This is a genomic window from Hyalangium gracile, assembly GCF_020103725.1.
GTDB lineage: Bacteria > Myxococcota > Myxococcia > Myxococcales > Myxococcaceae > Hyalangium > Hyalangium gracile.
On the sequence record NZ_JAHXBG010000016.1, the window covers coordinates 78,259 to 104,400 of the forward strand.

A 26,142-nucleotide genomic window follows, 5' to 3' on the forward strand; every position below is an offset into this window, starting at 1 on the left:
GCGCTCAGAACCAGCGCAGCGTGCGATCCACCAGTACTTCGCTCTCCTTCCCCGCGGCGTCCGGCTTCGCGCCAGTGCCCGCGCAGGCATCCGCGCGAGGCGGGCCGCTCGAGGCCTGGGCAGAGGAGACGGCAGGGAGCACCCACCCGGCGAGCAGGAGCACCAGGAGGAGCGGACGACCCAGGGGGCGAAGGGAGCGCGAGTCACGCCTCGCAGCTCAAGGCATTCCGAAACAGTGCTTGCCCCCTGGAGGGAGGCGCCTGAGCCAAGGGAACGGCCTGGACAGGGAGACGCCCTGGGAGCGAACCGAGCCCCAACTGGTATGACAAGCAGACCAGTTCGGACTGGTTCCGCCCGGCACGAGGGCGGACCGGACGCGGGGGCGGACTCGGGCCCTCTGCCCGTTTCAGGTGGCGCAGCATCTGACGGGGATGGGCCGGCGCGCTCGCGCTCGTCAAGGTGTTAGGACGCCGACACCCGGCCGACTCCACGAGAGCGCACCTCCTTTCGGTAACAACCGTCGATCAAATGCAACTTGATTGCATCTGGATCACTATGGCATCTATTGGCCCGTCCTCCACATCGGAGTGAAGACACCGGGCGACAGGTGCGCCCGAGGACCGACGAGCCATGAGCCGAATCGTCTGGAGTGTGGGAGGTACCGGTCTGCTTGCGGCAGGAGCCCTTTCGCTCTGGCTGCGTCAGCCCGTCGAGCTGGCTCGGGACGAGTTCCCCGCCGAGCCCCTCCCCACCGCGGAGCCTCGAGCGCCTGGCCCCACCTCCGGCGCGGCCGCCCTCGCCGCCTCCCCCACGCCAGAGAGCAAGGCGCCCTCCTCTCCCAGGCGGACCACGAGCCCGCGTCCTGCGCCGGCCGCTCCGCCGCTGCCCTCCTCGCCAATGCAGGCCTCCGCGGTCGAGGACGCCCCCAGTCAGGCCACGCGGCTGCGCCACCGCATCGTCCAGGCGCTACGTGGCCAGTACCCCACGCCGCTGGCACGCCGGGATGCCGTCCTGGCCGAGTTCCTCTCCTCGGGCGAGAGCCAGGAGCCCTGGACGCAGCAGGCCCGCGAGGCGCTGGAGCGCTGGCGCGAGCAGATCAGCGCCTCCGTCCTGCCCGTCCGTGCCGGGCCCTCCTCCTGCTACGCCGCCGGCTGCCTGGAGCGGGTGACGTTTCCTGACTCCGAGTCCTACGCGGAGGCCCAGCGGCGGGTGCCTCATCTCCAGCTCGGAGACGTCGGGCCACACATGCAGCTCCCCCCCGAGTACCTGCCCTCGGGCGAGGTCGTCGTGTCCTGGGCCGTGCTGCGCCCCGAGGCCTTCTGAGCGCTCGCGTCCTTCCCGCGCCTGTCCCCCCCGTAGTGCCCAAGGAGTGTCACCATGAAGATGGAGTCGCTGTTCAAGAAGGCCCTGCTCGCTTCCAGCCTCTCGCTGCTGCTCGTCGGCTGCGGCCAGACGATCGAGGCCTCCGAGGAGCCGGTGCTTGCCGAGGAGGAGTCCGCCGTCCAGGCCCTCAACACGTGCGAGGGCCCGGACGAGGAGGTCGTCGAGCACGCGTGCTACCACGGGGACTTCGGCCCGTTCACGGCCGTCACGGCGGCTTCGCTCGGCAGCACCACCTTCCCCAACGTCAACCTGCCACACACCGCGTACAACATCACCCTGCCGACCCAGGGCTGGATCTACGCCGGCGCGGTCACGTACCGGCCCGCCGAGTCGGGTGAGTACGCCTTCCTGCTCTCTCGCCGGCGCGGCCTGAAGATCTACGACGGGACCACTGTCGTCTCGAAGGAGTGCTCGTACCTCATCGATGAGGCCGCCTGCGGCAGCCTGCGTCGGATGGTGACGGCGGACCTGGAGGCGGGGAAGGTCTACCGCCTCGAGTTCCAGGCCGTGTTCCCGCAGAACGCCTCCTTCACCCTCGTCATCGAGGAGGCGGGAGAGCACGACCACGAGGAGTAGTCGCTGCTGAACGCCGCCGGGTGGAGCCCACGGGTTTCCTCCAAGGTCCGTGGGCTTCCCCGGCGGTTCCCCTCCTCCCTTGCTCCGGGTTCCTGCCCATGCGCCCTTCCCAGCGTCCCCTCGTCCTCGCCGCGTGCTGCGCGCTCCTCACCGCCTGTGGTGCGTCCGAGCTCCCTCCCTCCGAAGAGCCGCCCGCGCAGCTGGAGGATCCCTGCGCTCCCCACGGCCACATCCACCGCGAGCCCACCGGTGACTGGTGTCACTGCGACCGCGGCTACCGGGCGCCCGAGCAGCAGCTGGTGTGCGAGGTGGACCCTGACTACAAGCCTCGGGAGGGCTTCGACTTCGGGGATGACGGCGTCCACGCCTGCTGGCACGTGGACAACGGCCCCTACGCCACGGTGACGGCCTCCGAGAGCCGCATGCCGCGAGCGGACGCCTTCCACACGCTCTACACGGTGAACCTGCGGCCGGTGGAGGGCGGCCAGTACACCGGCACCTTCCAGTTCAAGGCCTTCGGCACCGGGGACTTCATCGTCTACCTGAGCCAGAACGTGCCCTTCGCCGTGCGCGAGGGCGAGCGGGTGGTGGCATCCGTCGCGGAGAAGCCCACCACGGCCTGCTCCGGCCTCCAGCACATGATCGGCCTCGAGCTGACCGAGCGCGTCGTCTACACCTTCACGCTCGGCCCCACCTCCCTGGAGCAGCTCCGGATGGTGACCGAGTACTTCCCGTGACGCGCTCGAGGGCCCTGGCTCTCGCGCGTCGCACGCCCTGCCTCACCGCAGCACCCCGTGGAGGACGACGGCGCTCATGGCGAGCGCCGTGCTTCCACGGCTCACCGAAAGGGACATGACATGAAGATGAAGACGCGGAACAGCTGGGCCGCCGCACTGGGCCTCGCCCTGGCGGCCTGTGGCCCCATCGAGTCCATGGAGGAGACCCAGGCCCCCGCTCAGGAGGAGCAGGGCCTGATGGAGGCCGGCTGCACGGCGCTGGGCCCCGTGGTCATCGGCCACGCATGCGGGCACATCAACAACGGCCCCTATGCCTCGGTCACGGCGACCAGCTCAAGCACGGATCCCAGCATGCCGGGCATCAACACCACGCACACGGCCTACACCGTGACGCTGCCGGGCTCGGGCAGCTCCTATACCGGCACCGTGAAGTTCGTGCCGAACCGCACCAACTCGGCGTGGGCCTTCTTCGTCTCCTCCAACATCACCGTGGTGCTCAAGGACGCGTCGGGCAACACGGTGACGCAGGCCTTCTCGGCGCCGCAGGCCATCAGCCAGTCGGGCTGCGGCCTGAGCCAGGTGGTCGTCTACAACAACCTCACCAAGGATGCGACGTACAGGCTGACGCTGGGGCCCTCCACCTCGAGCACGGTGCAGGTCATCCCGGAGCGCGTGGAGGACAACCGCGTCTATTACTTCCAGGACGCGGACGGTGACGGCTACGGCAACACCAACGTCTTCTCGCTGACCGCGTGCACGCCGCCCACCGGATACGTGCTCGACGACACCGACTGCAACGACTCCAACCCCGCCATCCACACGGGCTGCTAGCCCGCGCGAAGCCCCGCTCCATCGGGCTTCCTTCCGGGGCGTCCTTCCACCGAGGGGCGCCCCGGTCCTTCACCCTGGTTCCCCCTCGAGGTCCTGGAATGCGCCGTCTCCCTCTTGCCCTCCTGCTCATCGCGGCCTGCTCGCTGCCACTCATCCCCGGCTGCGGCGACGATGACACCTCCCCCCAGCCTCCGAGCCAGCCCGCGCCCGATGGAGGTACCCCGGATGGTGGAGGCACTGGAACGCCGGACGCCGGGCCCGACGCGGGAGCGGGCGACACCACGGCTCCCAGCGTGATCTCCTCCAGCCCCGCCGAGGGCACCACGGGCCTCTACCCCGTCGAGGTGTACTACCGGACCACCGGGCAGGCAGGGCTGTCCGAGCGCAAGGTCTTCACCGTGGAGTTCAGCGAGCCCATGGACACCTCCGTCATCCAGGCCACGCTGTTGAACCTGACGGACAGCACGGCCACGCCGCGTTCCGTTCAGGGCACCTGGGCCGCGGACGGGCGGAAGCTGACCCTCGTCGCGCTCCAGCCCGATGAGGGCGGCCCCGTGCTCGAGGAGGACAGCTCCTACGCCCTGGACCTGAAGGGCTTCCGGGATCCATCGGGCAACCCGCTCGATGCGACCCATCCCGGGCTGGGAGATGGCCGGCTCGACTTCAAGACGGGCGCCAACGATCCGCTGCTCAACCATGCCTGCGGGCACACGCTCGTCGACACCGTGCTGCCCGTGAGCGCGTCCGCGACTCCCACGGGGACGGTGCCTCGCACGGATCAGACGCACAAGCTCTATGAGGTGACGATGCCGCAGGAGGGCAGCGGGTACTCCGGCTACACCCGCCTGCGGCTGGCGCCCGAGACCGCCTATGTGCTCTTCCTCGACCACGAGGTCTCCGTGGCCCTGAGCACGTCCACGGACGGTGCCCCCGTGGATTCCTCGATCGAGACAGCCCCCCCCGCATGCTCGGGCATCACGCACCGCGTCCTCTTCACGGCGCCGGATGCCCCCGAGGTTCGCGCGCGCTTCACCTCGCCAGACTCGAAGCTCCGAGTGATCCTCGAAGAATCCTTCTGAGCCTCCTCTTCAGGGGGCGAAGGGCTCCCAGGCGCTTGTGAAGGCGGTGTGCCGTCGCAGGTTGATGAAGAGGGCGCGGTGCACCTGGCTCTCGGGTGGAGCCGTCACCCGCCCTCCTCCCTCCGGCACTTCCAGCCGCTCGAAGAGCGCCCCGGAGAACCAGGCGTGGGGCCGCGGCTCCACGATGAACAGTCCATCGTCGTCCAGCTCCACCTGGCTGGGCACGAACTCCACGCGCTGCAGCTCCACCGGCGGCGGGAAGTCCAGCTCCACCCGGAACATCACCTCCCGCGCCTCGCGTGAGGCCGTCCCCTCCAGCACCACCGAGTGCCCGCCCAGCGACGTCGCCTCCGGGCCCAGCACGCTGGCCGGCTGGAGCAGCAACGAGAACGAGCGCACCTCCCCGGCGATGCCCGGGGAACGGCCGAGCACCTGCGTGGCCCCGTCTCCCCCGAGGAGATCGAACACCACCTCCCGGTCCCACTCCCCGAGCACCCGTCCCCCGGAGAAGAAGGTGTCGTGCGCGTGCGCGGTGGGGAGCAGCAGCTCGCCCAGCCCGCGCCACAGCCCTCGGACCGTGGTGCCCGCCAGGGGCGAGGGGTTCTCGAACAGGTAGATGGGCCCCAGCAGCATCCGCGCGGCCGTCAGCTCCACCCGCCAGCCCGTATCCGTCGTGAAGCGGCCCACCTGGGGCTCTCCGGGCGCACGCGCGGCGCGCAGCCCCATGTGGAACATCACCGAGCGGCCTCCCGTGGCCGAGAGCCCGCACCGCAGCCCCGTCAGGCCGCCCAGCAGGCCTGCTCCCAACACCTGCGCGAAGGCCCTGCGCGTCGTCTTCATGGGTGCTCCTCCTCGAAGTCCAGGTACACGGTCAGCGTTCCCCGCACGGTGCGAGGAGCTCCGGCGGAGAAGTGGCGCGTGGCCAGCAGCGACGCGGGCGCGTCCGGGCCGCGGAAGTTGGAGACGTAGTTGAACTCGGCCTCACGCCACCGAGCGTCCAGCAGGTTCTCCACCGTCAGCCCGAGCTCCACCGCCTGCCACCGGCCTCGCACCGCCGCGTCGAACAGGAAGATGGGCTCGCTGAAGCGCCCCAGCGGCAGGGGCTTGGGGCCGATGCTGCCGTGCCCGAGCGCCACGTTCCATCCCAGCCGCTCGCCCCGCAGCGTCACCTCCCCGCGCAGGGATGCATCCACCCGACCGAGGAGCTGGGGAATGTAGGGGAGCACCTCTCCCTCGAAGAGTCTCCATGGTGAGGCACCGGGCGCCGGCAGCGAGGCTCGCGCCCACGCGACGCTCGCCAGCACATCCAGTCGCTCGTGCAGCAGGAAGCGCGCCTGCACGAAGGCGCCCACCCGTTGAGAGGCGCCCACCGGCTGGTTGCGGCCCGCCTCTTCATTGAACACGAAGTCCTGCGAGACGCGGGTGGCGAAGAACGAGCCCCGGGTCTCCAGCGTGAGCCCGCCATGGCTGCCCGTGTAGCTCAGCCCCGTCTCCGCCGACGTCACCCGCGCGAAGGGAGCGAACTCCGAGTCCGACAAGGCCGCCGCATCGCTGGAGCGCGCGCCCAGGCCCACGCTGGTGAGCCAGGAGAGCCGCTCCGTCAGCCGGGCCTCCGCGGTCGCCCGAGGGCTCAGCGTGAGGCCGTATGCCTCGATGGCCTCTGACGGAATCCGCTCGCCCTGCCGATCCTCCGAGGGTCGGTTCTCGTCCTCCACCGCGAAGAGGAAGCTGTCCATCCTCACCCCGCCGCGCGCCGACAGCCAGGAGAGGGGCGCCGCCTTCAAGGACGCGTAGGCGCCCAGGTTCGTCACCCGCACCTGGTTGTCGAAGAGCGTGAGGTAGGGCGCCCCGCCCCGATCCCTCAGCCGGCGCGAGCGCGTCCGCACATTGTCGAAGCGCCCGACGTAGCCCAGCTCCAGGGGCTGCGGCTGTCCCCACACCGTCCCGCCCGGGGTGTAGCGCCCGCGCAGGCCCAGGGTCGTGCCCGTGTAGAACTGCTCCGTGTTGTCGCCGCGCTGGGACTCGCCCTCGGGGGGCACGTCGTTGAGGAAGCCCGTGAAGTTCTCCCGGACGCGCATCTGCCTCAGGACGACGAAGCCCTGCTGGAGCAGGCGCCCTCCGCCTGCCAGGCGGGTCATCAGCTCCACCGAGCCGAGGTGCCGCTGCCCGGCGCCGCCCTGGTTCGGGTCATGGAGGCAGAAGAACTGCGCGTCCTCGTCCGCGTCGCAGTCCAGCCGCCCCGCGACCTGGTCCGTCTCCCGGATGACGCCCGCCGAGGCATAGCGCGCCCCATAGCTGGCCCCGAGCACGCGGATGCGCGCCTCGTTCCCGACGCGGAACTCTCCCTGGGCCATGAGCCCCGCGTTCGCATAGGCCCGGTTGGGACCAAAGCCGTGTCCCTGGCGCAGCAGCAGGCCCACGAAGGTGGCCTCGCTCGTCTCTCGAGGTCCCCACACCAGCGCCAGCCGCCGGGAGGTGAAGCTGCCGTAGCTGGCGGACACCATCAGCCCCCGCCGCTTCAGCGCGAGCTGGTACTCCACCGTCCCCGCGACGCCGAAGTCTCCCTGCGCCGGATCGTACGGCCCCTCCGTGACTCGCAGCGAGTCCACCAGCTCCGGGATGATGAAGTAGGTGTCCGAGTAGCCATGGCCGTGCGCGTGCGACACCTCGTTGAGGGGCACGCCGTTGAGGCGGAACTCCACGTCCTTGCCCTCGCCCGCGTCGAAGCCCCGGAGGAACACCGTCTCCGCGTGGCCCTCTCCTCCGTGGTTGGCCAGCATCACGCCCGGTGCCAGCAGCAGCAGCTCCGTGGCGGAGTTGCGCGGTACGTCCGCGAGCTGTCCCACCTCGATCTGGAAGTCCCCTGCCGCCGCGGGCGGAGGCCGCGCCCCCTGGCCTCGCACCAGCGTGGAGAAGGACCGGGACGCTGGAACTGGCGGGCTCTCCTCGGCTCCTGGCGAGCTCGGCTCCGAGCCAGCCACGGCTGCCTCCGGACTGGAGGGCTCCGGCACCGGGAGCTCGGATGAGGTGGCAACGGGCAAAGGCGGTGGCGGCGCGAACGTCACGGGGATGTCCGCCTGGACCTCCACGGGCACCTCGCCCCTGCGCGCCGGGAGGAACCGCCAGCGCGTCGCCGCTCCCATGGCCGCACGATCCAGCACCCCCCCGGCGGACTCGCGCACCTCCACCCGCGACACGCTGCCTTCCGTGTCGATGGTGACCCGCAGCAGCACGGTGGCGGCGCTCTCCAGGCGCGGAGCGTCCTCGGGCAGCACCGGCGGAGCCGCCTCCTGGGGCACCGGCGGGGACACAGGCACCTCCACAGGCGCCGCGCCCAATGCCCACAACAGCACGAATGAAGTCCACACGATGGGCGCAGATAACCCACCCTCGACTTGACTTGCAACTTCGTTGCATTTACTTCACCGCTACATGAGACCTCCAGACATCCTCGGCGGAGTGGCGCGCGGCCTCCTCGCGGTGACGTTCCTGCTCTCGGGCGCCGCGTGCTCTCCGGTGGCCATGGGTGAGGCGCGGGTGATGATGAGCGGCGAGGAGGGCGCCCAGGACGGCTATTCCAGCCACCTCTTCCAGGACGACTGGTCCGTCCGGTTCACGAAGTACCTGGTGTCCGTGGGGGACTTCACCCTCACCTCCAGCTCCGGACAGACACACAGCTCCAGCCGGCACGTCCTGGTGGACCTGCAGAAGGGCGACGTGGACCTGACGCGGCTGGCGGAGGTGCCCGCGGGGCGCTGGAACGTGGGCTTCGCGGTCCGCCCGCCGGATGACGCCACCGAGCTGCCCGACGGCCAGGTCTCCGCCGCGGATCTCGAGCTCATGCGCTCGCGCGGCTACAGCTACTGGCTGGAGGGCGAGGCCGTGAAGGTGGGCCAGGGTGTCTTCCGCTTCGCCTTCGGCTTTCCGGTCAACGCGCGCATGGTGGACTGCATCAACGGCGTGGACGGGACGCAGGGCATCATCGTCCCGGAGAACTCCATCGCCGAGGCGGAGGTCACCATCCACGCCGAGCACATGTTCTACGATCGGCTGGGGACCCACCGGGGCGTGCAGCTGCGCTTCGAGGCCTTCGCCGCCTCCGCCGGCCCCGACAAGCTCATCACCTCCGAGGGTCTGGCCGGCCAGCAGCTCCTGGATCTGCGGGGAATGAACGGGGGGGAGCTGCTCGACGCGGCAGGCAAGCCCGTCATCTATGAGCCGGGCGCCTACGCCGTCCAGACGCTCTGGGAGTTCGTGACCCAGAGCATCGTGGACCAGGCCCACCTCAATGGCGGTGGTGTGTGCGCGGTGGTGCCGCTCACCCGCTGAGCGCCACCCCGCTCAGAGGCGGAAGGTGCCTGCCCCACCCTGGGGCCAGAGGACGCGAGGCTCCTGCCCTTCGGGCACCAGGGCCATGACGGCGCCCTCCAGGTACCCCTCCTCCTCGAGCGCCTCCACGAGGGTGCGCATGGCGACCTGCGGGTCCATGACGCGACAGAAGATGTTCATCCGCCCCGCCTGGGTCTCCGCCCCCTCGACCTCGCCGTTCCCCGTCCAGCCGAGGATGTCGGTGAGCAGCTCCTCCACGGCGTTGCGCTTCTCGAAGTCGTGTCCCGTGCCCTTGCCCTCCAGCGTGTACTGGACGACGAGCGGGATCAGCGAGTCCGGCTCCGGCTCGTCATAGCCCTGATCCACGAGCGGCTCGGCGGCCTGGGCGATGGCCATGTCCGGGTCCTCGTCGGGAGGAACGGGCGTCGTCTTGTGTTCGCCCATCTCGCCCACGGCGCCCCAGTGCACGGAGAGCCCGGCCTCGTCCACCCACGCCTCCCAGTAGCGGAGCGTGTCCCCTTCCTTCTTGTAGAGCCTCAGCACGCGGGCACCCTACCGCCTTGGCAGGGAGGCGTCACCGGCTCAGATCTCCATCAGCGCGAAGCGCTGATCCGGCGTGTGACGGGCCATCAACGGCATCGCCACGTTGTAGACGGGGATGCCGCCCCGCGTCTTGCCCTCCCGCGTGCCGTGGTGCGCGTGCCCGTGGAACACCGCCTCCGCCCGGTAGTGATCGATGGGCATGGCCAGGCGGCTCGTGCCCAGGAAGGGGCGGATCTCGATGTTCTCCCCCTCCAGCGTCTCCGGGATGGGGGCGTAGTGCATGATCACCACCTTCTTCGGCGTGTCCAGGTGGCTCAGCGCCGCCTCCAGCTTGAGGGACTCGGCCACCGCCTCCTGCACGAAGGACTTGGTCTGCCCCTCGCCGAACGCCTGCAGCGTGGCGTTGCCGAAGCCTCCGCCGAACCCCTTCACCCCGGCCACCCCGAGCACCTTCTCGAAGATGAAGTGGTCTCCATCCAGGATGTGCACCCCCACCTTCGCCAGCTCGGAGCAGATATCCTTCACCTGGCCGTGCTCGTAGTCGTGATTGCCCAGCACCGCGGCGCACGGCACGCGCAGGGCCGACAGCTCCTCGGCCAGCACCTTGCCCTCCTCCGCCATGCCGCGATCCGTCAGGTCGCCGCACAGCAGCAGGATGTCCGCAGAGGCGTTGACCTGCTTCACGAGCAGCCGGAAGCGGCCATGGTGGTCCTCACGGCAGTGGAGATCACCGACTGCTGCCAGCCGAATCTTCGAGCTCGGGTCGCGCGCCACGCTCTCCTCCGTGCTTCCTGTCGTTCTCGTCCCACAGCCGACCGTCTCGGAACCCCCAGTGGTGGATGTCCACGTGGTAGTTCACCCTCGAGATGAGGTTGCCGCGACACAGCGGCTCCTCCCAGTTGCCCTCGCGCACCGTCTCCAGCGTGCGCGACAGCAGCTCCGCCATCACCCAGTCCGGGACGTTGTCCCGCTGCGACGGGTAGGCGTACCGGAACATCATCAGGTGGCTGAACAGCACCTCCCAGTACCGGTCGAAGCGCCACATCAGGCGCTCCCAGTCCATCTCCCGCCCGGCCTTGAGCAGCAGGTGGTTCACGTCCGAGCCGTCATAGCGCTCGCGCTCGTTGACGAAGGCCTTGGACCAGATCATCTCCTCGGCGGGCGCCACCAGGCAGCGGTGGCCGAACACGGTGGCCGTCTTCGCGTGCTCGAACCACGCGTCGTCCACCACCGCCACGCCGTTGCCGGACGAGAAGATGAAGTCCACGAAGTATTCGCCCTTGAAGGCCTTGTAGAGCCACACCTCGTCGGTGCGCTCGGTGCGCCACCCGTCCAGCTCCAGCACCTCGAGCGCGCGGCCCGCATCGCGTTTGCGTGGGAAGAGGTCCAGGTCCTTCGTGTCCCGGTAGATGCCGGTATAGGTCGCGTAGGCATACGCCCCGCCGACGACGAAGGGCACGCCCGCATCCAGCAGCAGTCCGATGGCTCGGGCCCGAGCGTTGATCTCATCGGGAGTTCGAGCGATCTCGGCCAGGCTGGCATCGAGGCCCATCTCCCCGGGATGGTTCGGATGTCGCTTTTCCATGGGGCATAACCTAGGGACGGGGGAATTTGTCCGTCGGGCCAGCGTCGATGCGTGCCCGGTGAGCAGCCGAGCAGGCTGCAACCCCGCGTCATTACTGGCTTTTTCAGCACCGAAAAATCCGGCTAGAAATCGGGCTTTCTGTTTTCCGGGGGTGCCGTGTCCATGGGGACGCAAACACGCTGCACGGCCCCGCCGGGGGGCCGAACCCCGAAAGGAAGAACCCCATGTTCCGCAAGAGCCTGATGCTGTGCGCCGCCTCCCTCCTCGCCGTGGGTTGTGGTCAGACCCCCGAGGACGAGTTCCGCGACGGTCTCCCCTCCAAGCAGATGGTCGAGGTGAAGGAGCCGGGCGGCAGCTCCGGCCAGGGCCTGCAGAGCGACTCGGTGAGCGCGATGGAGCTCCGGCTGGGCGCCCGCAGTGACTTCTACGTGCTGACCCGTGGGGCGACGGTGACGGTCAACGGCGGCACGGCGTTCGCGCTCAACCTGGTGGAGGAGATCAGCAAGCACACGCCCACCTCCATCGAGGGCGAGGTGGCCGTGTGGGGGCCGTACACCGAGGCGCTGAGCCCCAACACCTGGAAGCTCACCATGACGAAGACGGCCGAGCACAGCTACACGTACAAGCTGGAGGGCAAGGCGAAGACGGCGGCGGACTCGGAGTTCAAGGTCGTCCTCTCCGGCACGCACACCATCGGCCTGGATGCCCAGGGCAACCGGCTGCGGGACTTCGGCTCCGGCGACATGAAGCTGGACTGGGACGCGGCGGCGACGATGCCCGAGCACGACGATGAGATTGGCGCGGTGACGATCCGCTACGCGCGCGCCAGCGCCACCGCCGTGGCCACCGTGGAGGCGGACTTCCGCAACGTGAAGGACGACGAGCGCCCCGGCACCAAGATCAACGTCGACTACCGCTACAAGGAGACGCCGGGCGCGGGCGGCGAGTTCGACTTCGCCATCAACAAGAACTTCGACAACGAGCCGACCCGCTCGCAGATCGAGCACCTCACCATCAAGAGCCGCTGGACGCAGAGCGGCTCGGGCCGCGCGGACGTGAAGATCACCGGCGGGGACTACAACATCGCCGCCGCCACCCTCAGCGAGTGCTGGGATGCGAACTTCTCCAGCCAGTTCCTGGAGGCCAGCTGGGTGCCCCTCCCGGTGTACGGCGCCGTCTCGGCGTGCGGCAGCTTCAGCACGGCCGTCTATTCGCAGCTGTGATCCGCACCTAGACTGCGACGCGCGATGGGAACCAGCCAGCCGGTCCTGAGGGTCATCCAGGGCGGTCCGACCGAGGACCGGCGAGCCTTCCTGCGCGAGCTGTACACGAAGCATGGCGGCAGCGTCCTGGGGCGCTGCCGCTACCTGTTGAAGGATCCGGCGAAGGCCGAGGACGCGATGCACGACGTGTTCGCCCGGGCGCTCAGCCACGGCAGCGACTTCCGTGCCGAGGCCTCGCCGCTGACGTGGCTGATGAAGATCGCCACCCACCACTGCCTCAACCAGATCCGCTCGGAGCGGGCCGGCTGGCGCAGCTGGTTCGAGCGCCAGGAGGCGGCGCGCCCCGAGGGCCACGGCGGCCAGCAGTCCATGGAGACGAGGGACCTGGTGCGCCGGCTGCTGTCCAAGGTGGATCTGGAGACGCAGGCCGCGGTCATCCACTACCACGTGGACGGCATGACGCTGGAGGAGGTGGCCGCGCTGCTGGGGCGCTCGGTGCCCACGGTGCGCAAGCGGCTGGAACACTTCGCGGAGCTGGGTGGAGAAGAGCTGAGGGTCCCATGAGCGCGCAACTGTCAGAGCACCCCACGGAGTGGACGCTGCGTCGCCTGCACGCGGGCGAGCTGGCCACCGACGAGGCGATCCGGGCCCGGACCCATGCCGCCAGCTGCGAGCGGTGCGGCGCGGTGCTCCGCGAGGCCGAGGAGGCCCAGCACAAGTTCGAGTCGGAGCTTCCCTTCGAGCGCTTCGAGGCGGGGGTGAAGCAGGCGGAGGAGAAGGCTCGCCGGCAGGAGGCCTCGCAGCGAGCCGCGCGCCAGCGGTGGATGGGGACGGCGGTGGCGCTGGCGGCCACGGTGCTGGTGGTGGTGGCGGCCAGGCCCCTGCTCTCCTCGAGCCCTGTGTCGGGCGTGCGGACCAAGGGCGGCGCGACGGCGGAGCTGCGCATCGGTGGTGGAGAGGGCTCTCAGCGGGTGGCGCGCACGGATGCGCCCGAGCCGCTGGCCCAGGGTGAGCGCGTGCGGCTCGGCTATGCGCCAGACGCGCGCCGGTACGTCCTGGCGTTGTCGGTGGACGCCTCGGGCGAGGTGACGCCGCTCTACCCCGAGGCCGGGCAGAGCCTGCCGGTGGAGCCCGGCGCCGGCACGCACTGGCTGCCGGACAGCATCGAGTTCACCGGCTCGGGCGCCGAGCGCGTGGTGGTGCTGCTGAGCGACGCGCCCGTGGCGGTGGAGGATGCCGCCGCCGCCGCGCGCCGGGCCTTCGAGGCGGCCGGGCGGGACGTGGGGCGGATGGCGCCCCTGGACGTGGACGGCGATCAGACCCACTGGATGCTGCTCAAGCCGTGAAGCGCTCGGGACGACAGCCGGGCGTCCTCGCCCTCGCGCTGCTGCTGGCCACCGTCGCGGGGGCGGAGCCGATGCGCCGCTTCGCCCTGGTGATCGGCAACGACGAGGGCGGCCCGGACACGCGCCCCCTGCGCTACGCCCGCGAGGACGCGCGCAAGATGCACGGCCTGCTGGCTCGACTGGGCGGAGTGGCGCCAGCGGACGCCCGGCTGCTGCTGAACGAGGACGCCAAGGACGTGCTCACCGCGCTGGCGGAGGTGGAGGCCCAGGTCCGGGCAGCCCAGGCGCGGGGGGCGCGCACGGCGCTCGTCATCTACTACTCGGGCCACGCGAAGGATGGCGCGCTGCGGCTCGGGGACACGCGGCTGCCCTTCGACACGCTCAAGCGGCACCTGGCGGACGCGCCCGCGGACATCCGCATCGCCATCCTGGACTCGTGCCGCTCCGGCGCGCTGACGCGGACCAAGGGCGCCCGGCGCGCGCCCGCCTTCGAGATCGACTCCGGCGCCACGCGCAACGCGCGGGGCATGGTCATCCTCACCTCCAGCTCGTCGGACGAGGACTCGCAGGAGTCGGACGCCATCGGCGGCAGCTACTTCTCGCACCACCTGGCCAGCGGGATGCTGGGGGACGCGGACCGCTCCGGGGATGGCCGGGTGACGCTCTTCGAGGCGTACTCGCACGCGTACGCGCGGACGGTGGCGGACACGGCCGCCAGCAGCGCGGGGCCGCAGCACCCCACCTTCAGCTACGATCTGGCGGGCAACGGCGATCTGGTGCTCACGGATCTGCGCGCCTCCGAGGGCCTCGTGGTGCCGTCCCGTGCTCCGGCGGGCGCCTACTACTTCGTGGATCCGAGCGGGCTGGTGGTCGCGGAGCTGGAGAAGGCACCGGAGGTGGAGCGGCGGGTGGCGCTCGCGGCGGGCACGTACCGGGTGAAGCGCCGGCTGGTGGATCGGCTGCGCATCGGCGAGGTGGAGGTACGGCGCGGCCAGGAGACGGTGCTGGAGGAGGCGCGCTTCCGGGACGCTCCCTTCTCGGACGATCCGGTGAAGGGCGCCAGCGCGCGAGGCTCCTACTGGACGGTGGGGCTCGCGGGTGGCTACCACTCCTTCTTCAACGAGAACGCCCGGCAGACGCTGTTCCTCTCCGTACCTCTCGTCGGCGCCGAGGCGCACCTCCACGACTACTTCCGCGAGGACTGGGTGTGGAGCTTCGACGTGGCGCTGGGCGGGCGCACCACGAAGCTGAACCTGGCGACGCTGGCGGGCGCCGGCTACCGGTACTCGGTCATCAACCTGGGCACCTCGCTCACCACCGAGTGGCACGTGGGGGACCTCTCCCCGTTCATCGGCGCGCGGCTCACCTACCTCTACACCGGCCGCAGGTTCGACCAGGACGTCTTCCCGGCCCAGTACTACGCGACGTTCTCGCCCGGACTGGTGGCGGGGCTGCGCTATCGCCTGCTGCGCAGTCTGCAGATCACCGGGCGCGGCCGGATCCACTACTTCACCTATAACGTCCACGAGCAGGGCACCAACACCCCCAACCCCAACCTCTCCGAGCGGGCCATCCAGGATCCGCCCAGCGCCCTGGGCTACTGGGAGCTCGGAGCCCTGGTGACCTATGAGCTCTAAGGAGCGCGCGATGCGAACCCCCTGGCCCGCACTCCTCTGCCTCCTCGCCGCGTGCGGCGGCAACATCTCCAACGAGGACCTCGAGTACCTCAACGCCCTGCCCACGCGCGAGGTGCTCGCCACCAAGCTGCCCGACAGCGGCTCGAGCTCCGGCAGCAACCTGACCCAGCGGCAGGATCGGCTCGTCGTCGGAGAGCTCTCGCCCATCTACGCCGAGACCCGGCAGACCTCGATCGAGTTCAACACGGCCCTGGACGAACTGCTCAGCCTGCTCGAGAACATCCGCACGGTGCCGCCCACCACCCGCGAGCCGAACCGCCGCACCTGGGGGCCCTACCCGGACAGCAAGCAGCCGGGACACGACGTCCGCTTCGTGATGACCCGCGAGGGCGACTTCTTCGACTACGAGCTCCAGTACAAGCCGTCGAAGGGCACCGAGGCCGACTGGTGGCCCTTCCTGATGGGCTCCTTCAAGGCGGACGCGGGCATCCGCAAGGGCGAGGGCGAGCTGCACCTCTTCATCAAGGAGGCGATGGCCAAACGCCTCGACGTGGGAGACCTGAAGGACCTCGAGCGGCTCGATGTCGGGTACCAGAACCGGGTGCTGCCCACGCGGGTGGAGATGATCATCACCGCGCTGCCGTCCCTGCCCTCCGCGCCCGCGCTCCAGATCCGCTTCAACTACCGCGAGCTACCGGGGGGCTTCGGCGAGATGCGCTTCCTCCAGAAGGGCATTGACGCGGTGCCCGGCGGGCTGACGGAGGACGTGGAGATCACCACCCGGTGGACGCCGGACCGAGGCGGCGTGGGGGGCTTCGTCATCCGCGCGGGAGACCTCATGGGCGCCGGCTACACCGAGTGCTGGGACGCGCAGAACCGGCTCACCTTCGCCAAACGCAGCTGGGAACTGTTCGGTATCGGTCTCGCCAGCAGCTGCCCGGACGTCCCTGGCTTCGAGGAATGAATCCGCTCGGACACGACCACCGTACAGAGGGACATGACGCGGCGTGTCCGTGCACGAAAAAATTGGCCGACGTCAGAGCTGCTTGTTAGGCAGGCAGCCCCCACCCGACAGGCTTCCGGACGGTAACCCCCAGGATCCGGGCATGACTTCGTGCCATGCCACTTCGCGCCGCGGAGCCCGGCGCACAGTGGGACAACTCAGGAGGTTTACACAATGAAGGCGAATCGTCTTTTCATCGCGTGCGTGGCGGCCCTCTCCCTCGCGGCGTGCGGTGGTGCCACCGAGTACACCGCCGCGTTGACCGGCGGCGCGCAGAAGCCCACCGCCGTCTCCACCCCTGCCAGCGGCACCGTCACCGTCAAGGTGAGCGACAAGCTCGAGGTCGAGGGCAACTTCAAGGACCTCACCTCGAACACCGCCGGCGCCCACATCCACGGCCCGATCAACGCCACAGGCGAGGGCGACATCTTCTGCAACCTGATGGTGCCCACCGGGACGACCGGTGACATCAGCGCGGGCTCGGGCGCGGGCTCCTGCGGCGACAAGGAGCTGACCGACGAGCAGCAGAAGTTCTTCGAGGACGGCAAGATGTACGTCAACATCCACACCACCACCTACGGCGGTGGTGAGATCCGCGGCGACCTGAAGAAGGCGGACTAGTCCCCGCCCGCGGTCCCCTGGGGCAGGTCGGGCGCCTGCTTGCCCGCCTGCCCCTCTTGTCGTCCTTCCTTGACTCGGCCGGGCGCGCTCTTTAGGTTCCGTCACTCCTCAGAGAAGCCCGAAGGATTTCCATGGCCCGCATCACTGTCGAAGACTGCCTCCCCCTCGTCGACAACCGTTTCGCCCTGGTGCTGCTCGGCGCCAAGCGCGCCCGCCAGCTGATGGCCGGCGCCCGCCCCATCCTCGAGATCTCCAAGAACAAGCCGCCCGTGCTCTCCCTGCGTGAGATCGCCACCGGCCGCGTGAAGTTCGACCGCGACGTGCGCGAGGCGCTGTCCGGCAAGTACACCAGCGAGGAGGCCAAGGCCGCTGCTTCCGCCTCCGCCGCCCCGGTGCCGCCGCTCGCTCCGCCGCCGGCCGTCTAGCCCCGGCTCCCCTCCGGGAGCCCTCCCGGGGGAGTCGAGTCTCCCGCGCGCAGCAGCCTCACCGCGCGCGCGGCGATGGACTTCTCCCCCTTGTAGCCCAGCACCGGGACGAGCTGCGCCAGCGGCACCCAGCGCACCTCATCCACCTCCACGCGCGGGCCGGGCGGGAGCACTCCGAGCTCCCCCGCCTGATAGCGGAACAGGTAGAAGTGCACGCGCTTGAAGATGCGCTGCCCCCGGAACTGGTAGACGTAGCGGATCTCCCCCAGCGAGGCCATCAGCGTGGCGGTGAGCCCCGTCTCCTCCCGCACCTCGCGCGCGGCCGTCTGCTCGGGCGTCTCGCCGGGATCCACGTGCCCCTTGGGCAGAGCCCACAGGTTGCGCCCGTGAGGACGGATCACGGCCACCTCCCAGCTCCCCGCATTCTCGCGGATGACCACTCCTCCGGCGGACGCCTCGCGCGGCATACGGGGAGCACCCTACCCCGAAGCGGGCCGCCAGTGGCTCACATCCCTTGCGAGAAATGACGGAGCTTGGCCTCCGCCCCCAGCCGGTAGGCGTAGCGCAGGTCCGACAGCAGCCGCTCCAGTCGGCGCTCCCCCACATGCCCCATCAGCCGCGTACAGAAGCTCCGGGACAGGCGGTTGGCCTCCTCGTACCGCCAGCGCTCCTGGGCCGACAGCCGGGGGCGGTAGGACACGCGCTCGAAGAGCCGGTGCAGCAGCTCCTCCGCCCAGCCCTTCACCCCCTCGCCCCAGCGGTGCAGCAGGCAGACGGCGAACTTGTCCACCTCCGCCTGGGCCTCCAGCTCCAGCAGCGACAGGGCCCGGCCGTGCGTCGCCGTGTGCGCCACGTAGAGGAAGTGCGAGACGCCCTCGGCCACCTGGCAGTACCCGTCCAGGTCCCCGTCCAGCACGTGCCCCACCGGGCCCGCCTCGTACGGCTTGAGCCTGTCCAGAAGCGAGGGCGCCAGGTACAGGGCCAGCTCCAGCTCGCCCTCTCCCTCGCTCACCAGCAGCTCCTCCTCGGACCGGCCCGTGCCCCCGAGCTGCACCGCGGACTCCGTGTCCACCACGAAGGTCTCGGCCCGTGCCGCGCACGTGATGCCGTAGATGGCCTCCAGGTGGTCCTGGATACGACCGATCATGCGCGCTCCTGGCTAGTTGGGCATATGGCCCTTGGGCGACAACATCCCCGCGTCCACCAGCACCCGCTCCAGCTTGTTGTTCCCGGTGCGGACCCACGTCTCGTACACCTTCAGCGTCCCGGTGGGCCCGCCCTGCACCATGCCGCGCGCGGAGATCTCCTCCAGCACCTCCACCAGCGCCCGGAACTTCGAGCACAGCTCCCGGTACACGTCCGCGAAGCCCGCCGCGGGCGACAGCTCGGCCACCTGCCCGTAGGCCGTGCCGCCCATCTGGATGTAGTAGTCCGAGCCCACCACGCTGCTCTGCAGCGCGCCCGCGAAGAAGCCGGCCTTGTACAGCGACACGTCTCCCAGGCGGCGGAGCGTCCGGATGCGCTCCTCGCGCTCCTGCTGGAGCGCCCGGTGGTACAGCACCGCCAGGGGCTCGTGGTCCTTTCGGCCCTCCTGATCCTGGCTGAACAGCTTGTCCGACGTGGCGAACTCGGTGAGCAGGTTGACCAGGTAGAACTCGGTGAGCTCCGCGATGACTACCCGCTGGCGCCGGATGACCTCGTCCAGGACCGACTTGAAGAACTCCTTCAAAGAAGAACCCGTCACCAGTTCACTCATGGACATCGGCCTCCTTCCCCTCGAGTTCGGGGATATCCAAAGACTACCAACGGGCGATTTTTGCCGCAAAGGTAGACCCCAGTCTTTTCAAGGACTTACACTGGCACTCTCACAGAGAGAGTGCCAATTCCCGGACGTGTGAGTGCCCTGGAGTCGGGGATGCTCCGTCCGGGAGCGAGCTGGAAAATGGCAGTCAGGACGGCTGTTTAGCCGGACACAAGGACCCGCATTCGGGTCGCTTGACGGGGTGACTTCGCTGGTTATTATCCCGCGCGCTCGAGCCTTAGCACTCGGTGGTTATGAGTGCTAAAGCCCCCGGGCCCCCAGGCCCTATCCCACCCAGGCGCACGGTCATCCGGGCGCCTTTTCGAAGGAGACCGAACCATGAAGATTCGCCCCCTGCAGGACCGCCTCATCGTCAAGCGCGTGGCCGAGGAGAACAAGACCAAGGGTGGTCTGTTCATCCCCGACACGGCCAAGGAGAAGCCCCTGGAGGGCAAGGTGGTCGCCGTGGGCAACGGCAAGGTCCAGGAGGACGGCAAGGTGCGTCCGCTGGACATCAAGGCCGGTGACACCATCCTGTTCAGCAAGTACGCCGGCACCGAGATCAAGCTCGACGGCGAGGAGCACCTGATCCTCCGTGAGGAGGACGTGCTGGGCGTGATCGAGAAGTAGTCCCCCCGCTTTCCCCGCTCCCCTTTCAAAGGATTCCCAATCATGGCGAAGGACATCGTTTTCGACGTACGCGCGCGTGAGGCCATTCTGCGCGGCGTGAACATCCTGGCCGACGCGGTCAAGGTCACCCTGGGCCCCAAGGGCCGCAACGTGGTCATCGAGAAGAGCTTCGGCTCCCCCACCATCACCAAGGACGGTGTGACGGTGGCCAAGGAGATCGAGCTGGAGAACAAGTTCGAGAACATGGGCGCGCAGATGGTGAAGGAGGTCGCCAGCAAGACCTCCGACGTGGCCGGTGACGGCACCACCACCGCGACGGTGCTCGCGCAGGCCATCTTCCGCGAGGGCGCGAAGCTGGTGGCCGCGGGCCACAACCCCATGGACATCAAGCGCGGCATCGACAAGGCCGTGGCCCTGGTGGTGGGCGAGCTGAAGAAGCTGGCCAAGCCGACCAAGGACAAGAAGGAGATCGCCCAGGTTGGCACCATCTCCGCCAACGGTGACACCACCATCGGCCAGATCATCGCGGACGCGATGGAGAAGGTCGGCAAGGAGGGCGTCATCACCGTGGAGGAGGCCAAGGGCCTGGAGACCACGCTGGACGTGGTGGAGGGCATGCAGTTCGACCGCGGCTACCTCTCCCCGTACTTCGTGACGGATCCGGACCGGATGGAGGTCGTCCTCAACGATCCGTACATCCTCATCCACGAGAAGAAGATCTCGTCGATGAAGGACCTGCTGCCGATCCTCGAGCAGGTGGCGCGCGGCGGCAAGCCGCTGCTCATCATCGCCGAGGAGGTCGAGGGCGAGGCCCTGGCCACCCTGGTGGTGAACAAGATCCGTGGCGTGCTGAGCGTGGCGGCCGTGAAGGCGCCGGGCTTCGGTGACCGCCGCAAGGCCATGCTGGAGGACATCGCCACCCTGACGGGCGGCCGGATGATCGCCGAGGACCTGGGCATCAAGCTGGAGACGCTGACGCTGGCCGACCTGGGCCGCGCCAAGCGCATCACGATCGACAAGGACAACACCACGATCGTCGACGGCGCCGGCGCGCAGAAGGAGATCGAGGCGCGCGTGAAGCAGATCCGCGCCCAGATCGAGGAGACCACCAGCGACTACGACCGCGAGAAGCTCCAGGAGCGCCTGGCCAAGCTCGTGGGCGGCGTGGCCGTCATCAACGTGGGCGCAGCCACCGAGACCGAGATGAAGGAGAAGAAGGCTCGCGTGGAGGACGCGCTCAACGCCACCCGCGCGGCCGTCGAGGAGGGCGTGGTGCCCGGCGGCGGCGTGGCCTACCTGCGCTGCGTCAAGGCGCTGGACGGCCTGAAGCTCGAGGAGGGTGAGAAGTTCGGCGTGGACATCATCCGCCGCTCGCTCGAGGAGCCCCTGCGCCAGATCGTCGGCAACGGCGGCCTGGAGGGCAGCGTGGTGGTGAACAAGGTCAAGGAGAGCAGCGGCTCGTTCGGCTTCAACGCCGCCACGGGCGTGTACGAGGACCTGCTGGCCGCGGGCGTCATCGACCCGGCCAAGGTGAGCCGTACCGCGCTGCAGAACGCGGCCTCCGTGTCCTCCCTCATGCTGACCACCGAGGCGATGGTGGCCGAGCGCCCGAAGGCGGACGACGACAAGGCCGCCGCCGGCGCCGGTGGCATGGGCGGCATGGGCGGCATGGGCGGCATGGGCATGTAATGCCCCCTCCCTCGGCGCTCGGTGCGCCAGGGTGAGCACGGCCTCCGGTTCCCTCGTGGAGCCGGGGGCCGTCTGCTTTTGGGGGCAAGGTGGCGCGCCGTCGCCCTGCCCCTTAACTTTCCGGGAAGGACGATCAGGAGGCATTTCGTGAAGCCCGTGAAGATCTACACCACCAACTACTGCGGCTACTGTGTCCGGGCGAAGGACCTGCTCAAGCGCAAGGGCGTCACCTACGAGGAGGTGGACGTCACCGGGGATGACGACATGCGCGCCAGGCTGGTGGAGATGAGCGGCGGCCAGCGCACCGTGCCGCAGATCTTCATCGGCGAGACGCACGTGGGCGGCTACACGGACCTGGCGCAGCTGGATCGCGACGGCCGGCTGGAGCCCATGCTCCAGGGCTGAGCAGCCGAGCAGCCGGCCATCCCAGGCGCTCCCCTGGCGTGCATAGGTTCCTGACTACCACAAGGAACTTCACGGAAGAGGGAGGCAGGCCATGGCCGGCGAAGAGCAGCAGACGGGAACCCGGGACGAGCACTTCAACCTGATCAGCGTGCTGTACCACCTGCTGGAGGGCGCGGCGACGGTGGATCAGTACATCCGTGATGCCCAGGAGGCAGGCGATCAGGAGCTGGTCCAGTTCTTCCAGGACTGGCAGGAGGAGCAGCGCAACTTCTCCGAGCGGGCGAAGAACCTCCTCGGCAGCCGCATGGTCACCGCCGGGGCCGGCGTCGGCGGCACCCAGCCTGGCTCGAAGCGCAAGGCGGGTTCCAGGAGTGACAGGGACGTCACCAACGCCAATGTGAACTCCGGCGGCAACAGTCGCGACGACATCGTGGACGAGCAGTCCAAGGAGTCCTTCCCCGCCAGCGACTCGCCCGCGAAGTACTGAGGGCTCTCCCCAGCCCGCGGCATCCGGCTGGATTCCGCGGGGCCGATGATCTTGACTCACCGGCCGTGAACCGAGCCGGTGTGTCACTCCTTGGCGCCGTCCTGCTGCTGGCCCTCGCGGGCTCCGCGTGCGGCGCCACGTACAAGGTCCAGCGTGAGGTGCCCGAGGAGCTGTCCGCCTCCGCGGTGGTGGTGTACCCGTTCCTCTTCCGGTGGCCGGAGCCGGCGTTCCGCTCCTTCGAGCTCTCCGGACGGCTGCTGGACGTGGCGCTGGCCGAGGCCGGCGAGCGCGCCCTCTTCTTCGGTCCCTCCGAGTTCAAGGTCTACCGTCCGGAGGATGACAACGCCTGGGCGGCCAGCACCGCCGTCACGCGGCTGGCGCCCTACGGCGTCCGGCCGGAGCAGGCGCTGGTGCTGCGGGCCTGGGCGGAGCGGCGCGTCCAGTCCGCGCAGGGAGAGCTGCTCGACGCGAAGGGCCGCGCCGTGGGCCAGAACCTGGTGGAGGAGACCACCTACCTGGGCCATGTGGAGGTGGTGCACCCCTCCACCCGCAAGCGCGTGCTGGAGCTCTCCGGCGAGGTGAAGGTGGATCCGTTCGCCGAGCGCACCGATGACGGGGCGGACCCCGCGCCGGAGCTGACCCGCTTGATGGAGGACCTCACCCGCGAGGCGCTCCGGGCCCTGGACGATCACCTGCGCGCGCCGCGCGAGCCCTCCCCCGCCCCCGCCCGGGTGGCTCGCGTCCCCTGGCAGGCCTTCGAGTACACGGAGCAGGGCCGGCCCGCCCACGTCGGGGCGCTCGCGCTGATGGACCCGCTGGATGCCGAAGTGCTGCGCCAGCAGCGCCTGCGTTTCGCCAACCCTGCACTGGAGACATCCCTGCTGGATCGCATGGTGCGGCTCCCCGCGGGCCTGTACGTCCTCTCCGCACCCGAGGGGGGAAAGCTGGCTCCGGGCGACGTCATCCTCCAGCTCGAGGGGCAGCCCGCGCTGCCGCAGGTGCTGGCCCGGGCCCGACTGGCGCCCGCTCCGGTCCAGGCGCAGGTGCTCCGCCCGAGCGGAGGAACGTTCCAGATTCACCTGCCTTGAGTTTGTTTGACTTGCCCCTCACGTCCAAACGCCCCTAAACAGGGCGCACCCAGAGCTGACCGGGCCTGTGCTTCTGCCCGGGGTTGAAGGCGAGCACCATGAGCGAAAAGCCCGAAGTCACCCAATCCGTCCTGACGGAAGTCGAAGCCCGCCCCGTGCGCATCCAGGTGCGCGAATGGACGGTGGAGGTCTCCTCCGGGCCCGACAAGGGCAAGAAGATCACCACCCAGGACTCCCTGGTGCGCGTGGGCTCCGATCCCGCCAGCGATCTCGTCCTCACCGATCCCACCGTCAGCCGGCGGCACCTGGAGATCGAGCGCGGCGCCAAGGGGCTGGTGCTGAGGGATCTCGGCAGCCGCAACGGCACCTACCTGGACGGGCGGCAGGTGTTGCAGGTGGTGCTCCAGTCCGGCGACAAGGTGCAGCTGGGCAAGACGAAGCTGTCCATCAAGCCCGACACGCGCACCACCGAGGTGGAGGTGCCCGCGGGCGCCGACGCCTTCGGCTCGCTGGTGGGCGCCTCCGAGCGCATGCGCGTGGTGTTCGCGGATCTGCGCCGCATTGCCCGCGAGGACATGAACCTGCTCATCGAGGGCGAGACGGGCACGGGCAAGGAGCTGGCGGCGCGCGCGGTGCACCAGCACTCGGCGCGGCGGCACGGGCCCTTCAAGGTCGTGGACTGCAACCTCATCACCGAGGAGAAGGCGGAGCGGGAGCTGTTCGGCTCCATGCGCGCGGCGGATGACGAGGAGAAGGGCGTGCGCGGCGTCTTCGAGGCGGCCCAGGGCGGCACGCTCTTCCTGGACGAGGTGGGCGAGCTGCCCCTGCCGCTGCAGCCCAAGCTGCTGCGCGTGCTGGAGACGCGCGAGGTGCCCACCCTCAATGGCGGCGCGGTGCCGGTGAACGTGCGCGTCATCGCCTCCACCCACCGCAACCTGGAGGAGGACGTGCGCCAGGGCCGCTTCCGGGCGGACCTGTACTTCCGCCTGGCGGTGGCGCGCGTGCGCCTGCCGCCCCTGCGCACCCGGCGCGAGGACATCCCCGTGCTGGCGCACTCGCTGCTGCAGGCGCTGCGGGCCAACTTCGAGCTCACCTCGCAGACGCTGGCGCTCTTCGAGGGCTACGACTGGCCGGGCAACGTGCGCGAGCTGCGCAACGTGCTGGAGCGCGGCGCCCTCATGCAGGAGACGGGCAACACCAGCTGGCTGGACTTCATGGCCCAGCCCCAGCGCAAGGCCGACGCCGACGCCGCCCCGCAGACGAGCGTGGGCGCCCTGGTGGTGGGCATGAACTACCACGAGGCCAAGGACCGCGTGCTCGCGGACTTCGAGCGCTTCTACTTCGCCGAGATCATGAAGGAAGTGGGCTTCGACATGAAGGCCGCCGAGCAGCGCACCGGCCTGTCCATGCAGAGCCTCTATCGACTGTTGAAGAAGAACGGGCTGCGCCTCAAGGACCTCAAGAACGCCGAGGGGCTTGATAAGTAAGCGCTCGCATTCAGCCGCACGGAGGGGAAACCACACATGTTGCGCCGTCTTGCCATTGCATCCGTCATGATCACCGCCGCCTGCGCGGGCCAGCAGAAGGCCGCGGGTCCCGCCGCAACCGCCTCGGTGCAGGAGCGGATGCGCATCACCAACCAGCCCGTCTACGACGTGGCGCTGTGCCACCCGCGCCAGCTCACCCTGCCCCAGCCGCCCAACCAGGCCACGCTGGTGGGTGCGCTCATCTCCACCCGCCCCCAGGTGATGGAGTGCCTGGTGGATCCGAAGAACCGCGGCCAGGGTGCCACCACCAAGGCCACGGTGAAGACGCACATCACCGAGACGGAGGCCACCCACGCCGTCACGGGCGAGAACCTCACGCCCGAGGGCCAGAAGTGCATCCAGGACGCGGTGAACAAGGCCGTGGCCATCCAGCCGCTCACCACCAAGGGCGCCCAGCCGGTGGATGCGCAGGCGGAGTTCATCCACGAGCTGAACAACAGCCCGGCCATCACCTTCGGCATCAACGAGGGCTCGGACTTCTCCGGGCAGATCCGGCTCGCCCAGGAGCAGTGGTGTGACTGCTACGCGGCGTACGCCACCCAGGCGCCGCCGGTGCTGACGGCGAAGATCACCCTGAAGAAGGCCTCGGCGACGCCGGCCGACATCACCTTCGAGCCCAGCGGGAGCACCGAGGGTGACCAGCTGGCCGCCTGCCTGAAGGCGAAGATCGCCGCCCTGCCGGCGAAGCTGACCTCGGACGAGCTGAGCTTCCCCCACCGCTTCGTGCACTTCCACTCGCTGGCCACCGAGGCGGCCACGAGCCTGCCGCCCGAGCTGCGCTTCTACCAGCTGGAGCTGGTGCGCGGGCAGCGCGCGGCGAGCACGGCCATCGCTTTAGGCGTCCGCGCCAACGCGGCCGAGGCGTATGACGCCATCGTCACCGAGTACAAGAAGGACCCGAAGAAGAACTGGAACATGGTGTCCCAGCTCAAGGACAAGTGCGCCGCGCTGGTGAAGGCCGCCGACGAGTGGATCGCCGCCATCGAGGCGCAGCAGTCCGCCGAGCAGCAGACCGTGACGATCGTCCAGGAGCTCAAGGCCAAGGACGAGGGCTGGGCCAACGTGGAGACGGCCAGCCAGGCCGCCCTCGCCAACACCCAGAAGGACCTCGAGGCGGCCAGGCAGCGCCGCACCGAGGACCAGGCCGCCTGCCCCAAGGAGCGCGGCAAGTAGTCTC

At 69.5% G+C, this 26,142-nt stretch carries 29 protein-coding genes; 20 read left to right on the forward strand and 9 right to left on the reverse strand.

Annotation, left to right across the window (positions count from 1 at the left end; genetic code table 11):
• Window positions 1-4: 4 nt before the first annotated feature.
• Window positions 5-163 carry a hypothetical protein gene (locus KY572_RS29135; RefSeq protein ID WP_224246264.1) on the reverse strand — a complete coding sequence of 53 codons (159 nt, stop codon included), beginning with the start codon at window positions 161-163 and terminating at the stop codon, window positions 5-7.
• Window positions 164-630: 467 nt separating this feature from the next.
• Here KY572_RS29135 and KY572_RS29140 point away from each other — a divergent pair, with 467 nt between their 5' ends.
• The 5 genes from KY572_RS29140 to KY572_RS29160 all read left to right on the forward strand — a co-directional run bounded on the left by KY572_RS29140 (window position 631) and on the right by KY572_RS29160 (window position 4,606).
• Window positions 631-1,323, forward strand: a complete 693-nt coding sequence (locus KY572_RS29140; RefSeq protein WP_224246265.1) for a hypothetical protein — start codon at window positions 631-633, stop codon at window positions 1,321-1,323.
• A gap of 54 nt (window positions 1,324-1,377) precedes the next feature.
• Entirely contained in the window at window positions 1,378-1,959 is a 582-nt protein-coding gene (locus tag KY572_RS29145; protein ID WP_224246266.1) for a hypothetical protein, read from the forward strand.
• Window positions 1,960-2,057: 98 nt separating this feature from the next.
• A complete protein-coding gene (locus KY572_RS29150) occupies window positions 2,058-2,696 on the forward strand; it encodes a hypothetical protein (RefSeq protein ID WP_224246267.1) in 639 nt (212 codons plus the stop codon).
• 120 nt (window positions 2,697-2,816) lie between these two features.
• A complete protein-coding gene (locus tag KY572_RS29155) occupies window positions 2,817-3,527 on the forward strand; it encodes a hypothetical protein (protein ID WP_224246268.1) in 711 nt (236 codons plus the stop codon).
• 98 nt (window positions 3,528-3,625) lie between these two features.
• Complete coding sequence (locus KY572_RS29160; protein WP_224246269.1) at window positions 3,626-4,606, forward strand: Ig-like domain-containing protein; 981 nt, start codon at window positions 3,626-3,628, stop codon at window positions 4,604-4,606.
• Window positions 4,607-4,615: 9 nt separating this feature from the next.
• Here KY572_RS29160 and KY572_RS29165 read toward each other — a convergent pair whose 3' ends face one another.
• Entirely contained in the window at window positions 4,616-5,446 is an 831-nt protein-coding gene (locus tag KY572_RS29165) for a hypothetical protein (protein WP_224246270.1), read from the reverse strand.
• The gene (locus KY572_RS29170; protein WP_224246271.1) at window positions 5,443-7,917 is read right to left on the reverse strand and encodes a TonB family protein; all 2,475 of its coding nucleotides are present in this window, start codon (window positions 7,915-7,917) and stop codon (window positions 5,443-5,445) included. The genes KY572_RS29165 and KY572_RS29170 overlap by 4 nt, the downstream gene beginning before the upstream one ends.
• Window positions 7,918-8,038: 121 nt before the next feature.
• On the opposite strand from KY572_RS29170, the gene KY572_RS29175 reads away from it, so the two are divergent.
• The gene (locus tag KY572_RS29175; protein WP_224246272.1) at window positions 8,039-8,935 is read left to right on the forward strand and encodes a hypothetical protein; all 897 of its coding nucleotides are present in this window, start codon (window positions 8,039-8,041) and stop codon (window positions 8,933-8,935) included.
• A gap of 12 nt (window positions 8,936-8,947) precedes the next feature.
• Here KY572_RS29175 and KY572_RS29180 read toward each other — a convergent pair whose 3' ends face one another.
• Genes KY572_RS29180 through KY572_RS29190 form a run of 3 tightly spaced genes read right to left on the reverse strand, consistent with a single transcriptional unit; the run spans window position 8,948 to window position 11,063 of the window.
• A complete protein-coding gene (locus tag KY572_RS29180) occupies window positions 8,948-9,478 on the reverse strand; it encodes a hypothetical protein (RefSeq protein ID WP_224246273.1) in 531 nt (176 codons plus the stop codon).
• 39 nt (window positions 9,479-9,517) lie between these two features.
• On the reverse strand, window positions 9,518-10,222 hold the full coding sequence (locus tag KY572_RS29185) for a metallophosphoesterase family protein (protein ID WP_224246446.1): 705 nt from the start codon (window positions 10,220-10,222) through the stop codon (window positions 9,518-9,520).
• Complete coding sequence (locus KY572_RS29190; RefSeq protein ID WP_407660015.1) at window positions 10,206-11,063, reverse strand: nucleotidyltransferase; 858 nt, start codon at window positions 11,061-11,063, stop codon at window positions 10,206-10,208. Before KY572_RS29190 ends, KY572_RS29185 begins: the two co-directional genes overlap by 17 nt.
• Window positions 11,064-11,287: 224 nt before the next feature.
• Here KY572_RS29190 and KY572_RS29195 point away from each other — a divergent pair, with 224 nt between their 5' ends.
• The 7 genes from KY572_RS29195 (at window position 11,288) to rpoZ (ending at window position 17,318) form a co-directional block, all read left to right on the forward strand.
• Window positions 11,288-12,286, forward strand: coding sequence for a hypothetical protein (locus KY572_RS29195; protein WP_224246274.1), 999 nt, complete (start codon window positions 11,288-11,290; stop codon window positions 12,284-12,286).
• A 24-nt stretch (window positions 12,287-12,310) separates the two neighbouring features.
• Window positions 12,311-12,850 carry an RNA polymerase sigma factor gene (locus tag KY572_RS29200; protein ID WP_224246275.1) on the forward strand — a complete coding sequence of 180 codons (540 nt, stop codon included), beginning with the start codon at window positions 12,311-12,313 and terminating at the stop codon, window positions 12,848-12,850.
• The gene (locus KY572_RS29205) at window positions 12,847-13,632 is read left to right on the forward strand and encodes a DUF4384 domain-containing protein (protein WP_224246276.1); all 786 of its coding nucleotides are present in this window, start codon (window positions 12,847-12,849) and stop codon (window positions 13,630-13,632) included. The genes KY572_RS29200 and KY572_RS29205 overlap by 4 nt, the downstream gene beginning before the upstream one ends.
• Complete coding sequence (locus KY572_RS29210; RefSeq protein ID WP_224246277.1) at window positions 13,629-15,269, forward strand: caspase family protein; 1,641 nt, start codon at window positions 13,629-13,631, stop codon at window positions 15,267-15,269. Before KY572_RS29205 ends, KY572_RS29210 begins: the two co-directional genes overlap by 4 nt.
• A 10-nt stretch (window positions 15,270-15,279) precedes the next feature.
• On the forward strand, window positions 15,280-16,233 hold the full coding sequence (locus KY572_RS29215; RefSeq protein ID WP_224246278.1) for a hypothetical protein: 954 nt from the start codon (window positions 15,280-15,282) through the stop codon (window positions 16,231-16,233).
• A gap of 213 nt (window positions 16,234-16,446) precedes the next feature.
• A complete protein-coding gene (locus KY572_RS29220) occupies window positions 16,447-16,893 on the forward strand; it encodes a CHRD domain-containing protein (protein ID WP_224246279.1) in 447 nt (148 codons plus the stop codon).
• A 131-nt stretch (window positions 16,894-17,024) separates the two neighbouring features.
• Entirely contained in the window at window positions 17,025-17,318 is a 294-nt protein-coding gene (rpoZ, locus tag KY572_RS29225) for a DNA-directed RNA polymerase subunit omega (RefSeq protein ID WP_224246280.1), read from the forward strand.
• Here the strand turns inward: rpoZ and KY572_RS29230 are convergent.
• Genes KY572_RS29230 through KY572_RS29240 form a run of 3 tightly spaced genes read right to left on the reverse strand, consistent with a single transcriptional unit; the run spans window position 17,315 to window position 19,074 of the window.
• Window positions 17,315-17,785 carry an NUDIX hydrolase gene (locus KY572_RS29230; RefSeq protein WP_224246281.1) on the reverse strand — a complete coding sequence of 157 codons (471 nt, stop codon included), beginning with the start codon at window positions 17,783-17,785 and terminating at the stop codon, window positions 17,315-17,317. The two genes, rpoZ and KY572_RS29230, sit on opposite strands and share 4 nt — an antisense overlap.
• Window positions 17,786-17,823: 38 nt before the next feature.
• Window positions 17,824-18,465, reverse strand: coding sequence for a hypothetical protein (locus KY572_RS29235; protein WP_224246282.1), 642 nt, complete (start codon window positions 18,463-18,465; stop codon window positions 17,824-17,826).
• 12 nt (window positions 18,466-18,477) lie between these two features.
• Window positions 18,478-19,074, reverse strand: a complete 597-nt coding sequence (locus KY572_RS29240) for a hypothetical protein (RefSeq protein WP_224246283.1) — start codon at window positions 19,072-19,074, stop codon at window positions 18,478-18,480.
• 384 nt (window positions 19,075-19,458) lie between these two features.
• Between KY572_RS29240 and groES the strand changes: the two genes are divergently transcribed.
• From groES to KY572_RS29275, 7 genes are all read left to right on the forward strand, one after another.
• On the forward strand, window positions 19,459-19,749 hold the full coding sequence (gene groES, locus KY572_RS29245; RefSeq protein ID WP_013941457.1) for a co-chaperone GroES: 291 nt from the start codon (window positions 19,459-19,461) through the stop codon (window positions 19,747-19,749).
• A 42-nt stretch (window positions 19,750-19,791) separates the two neighbouring features.
• Window positions 19,792-21,438, forward strand: coding sequence for a chaperonin GroEL (gene groL / locus KY572_RS29250; RefSeq protein WP_224246284.1), 1,647 nt, complete (start codon window positions 19,792-19,794; stop codon window positions 21,436-21,438).
• A 147-nt stretch (window positions 21,439-21,585) separates the two neighbouring features.
• On the forward strand, window positions 21,586-21,843 hold the full coding sequence (grxC, locus tag KY572_RS29255; RefSeq protein WP_224246285.1) for a glutaredoxin 3: 258 nt from the start codon (window positions 21,586-21,588) through the stop codon (window positions 21,841-21,843).
• Window positions 21,844-21,934: 91 nt separating this feature from the next.
• The gene (locus KY572_RS29260) at window positions 21,935-22,330 is read left to right on the forward strand and encodes a hypothetical protein (RefSeq protein ID WP_224246286.1); all 396 of its coding nucleotides are present in this window, start codon (window positions 21,935-21,937) and stop codon (window positions 22,328-22,330) included.
• A gap of 80 nt (window positions 22,331-22,410) precedes the next feature.
• Window positions 22,411-23,418, forward strand: a complete 1,008-nt coding sequence (locus KY572_RS29265) for a hypothetical protein (protein WP_224246287.1) — start codon at window positions 22,411-22,413, stop codon at window positions 23,416-23,418.
• Between the two features lie 98 nt (window positions 23,419-23,516).
• Window positions 23,517-24,905 carry a sigma 54-interacting transcriptional regulator gene (locus KY572_RS29270; protein ID WP_224246288.1) on the forward strand — a complete coding sequence of 463 codons (1,389 nt, stop codon included), beginning with the start codon at window positions 23,517-23,519 and terminating at the stop codon, window positions 24,903-24,905.
• Between the two features lie 36 nt (window positions 24,906-24,941).
• Window positions 24,942-26,138, forward strand: a complete 1,197-nt coding sequence (locus tag KY572_RS29275; protein ID WP_224246289.1) for a hypothetical protein — start codon at window positions 24,942-24,944, stop codon at window positions 26,136-26,138.
• The last annotated feature ends 4 nt before the right edge of the window (window positions 26,139-26,142 follow it).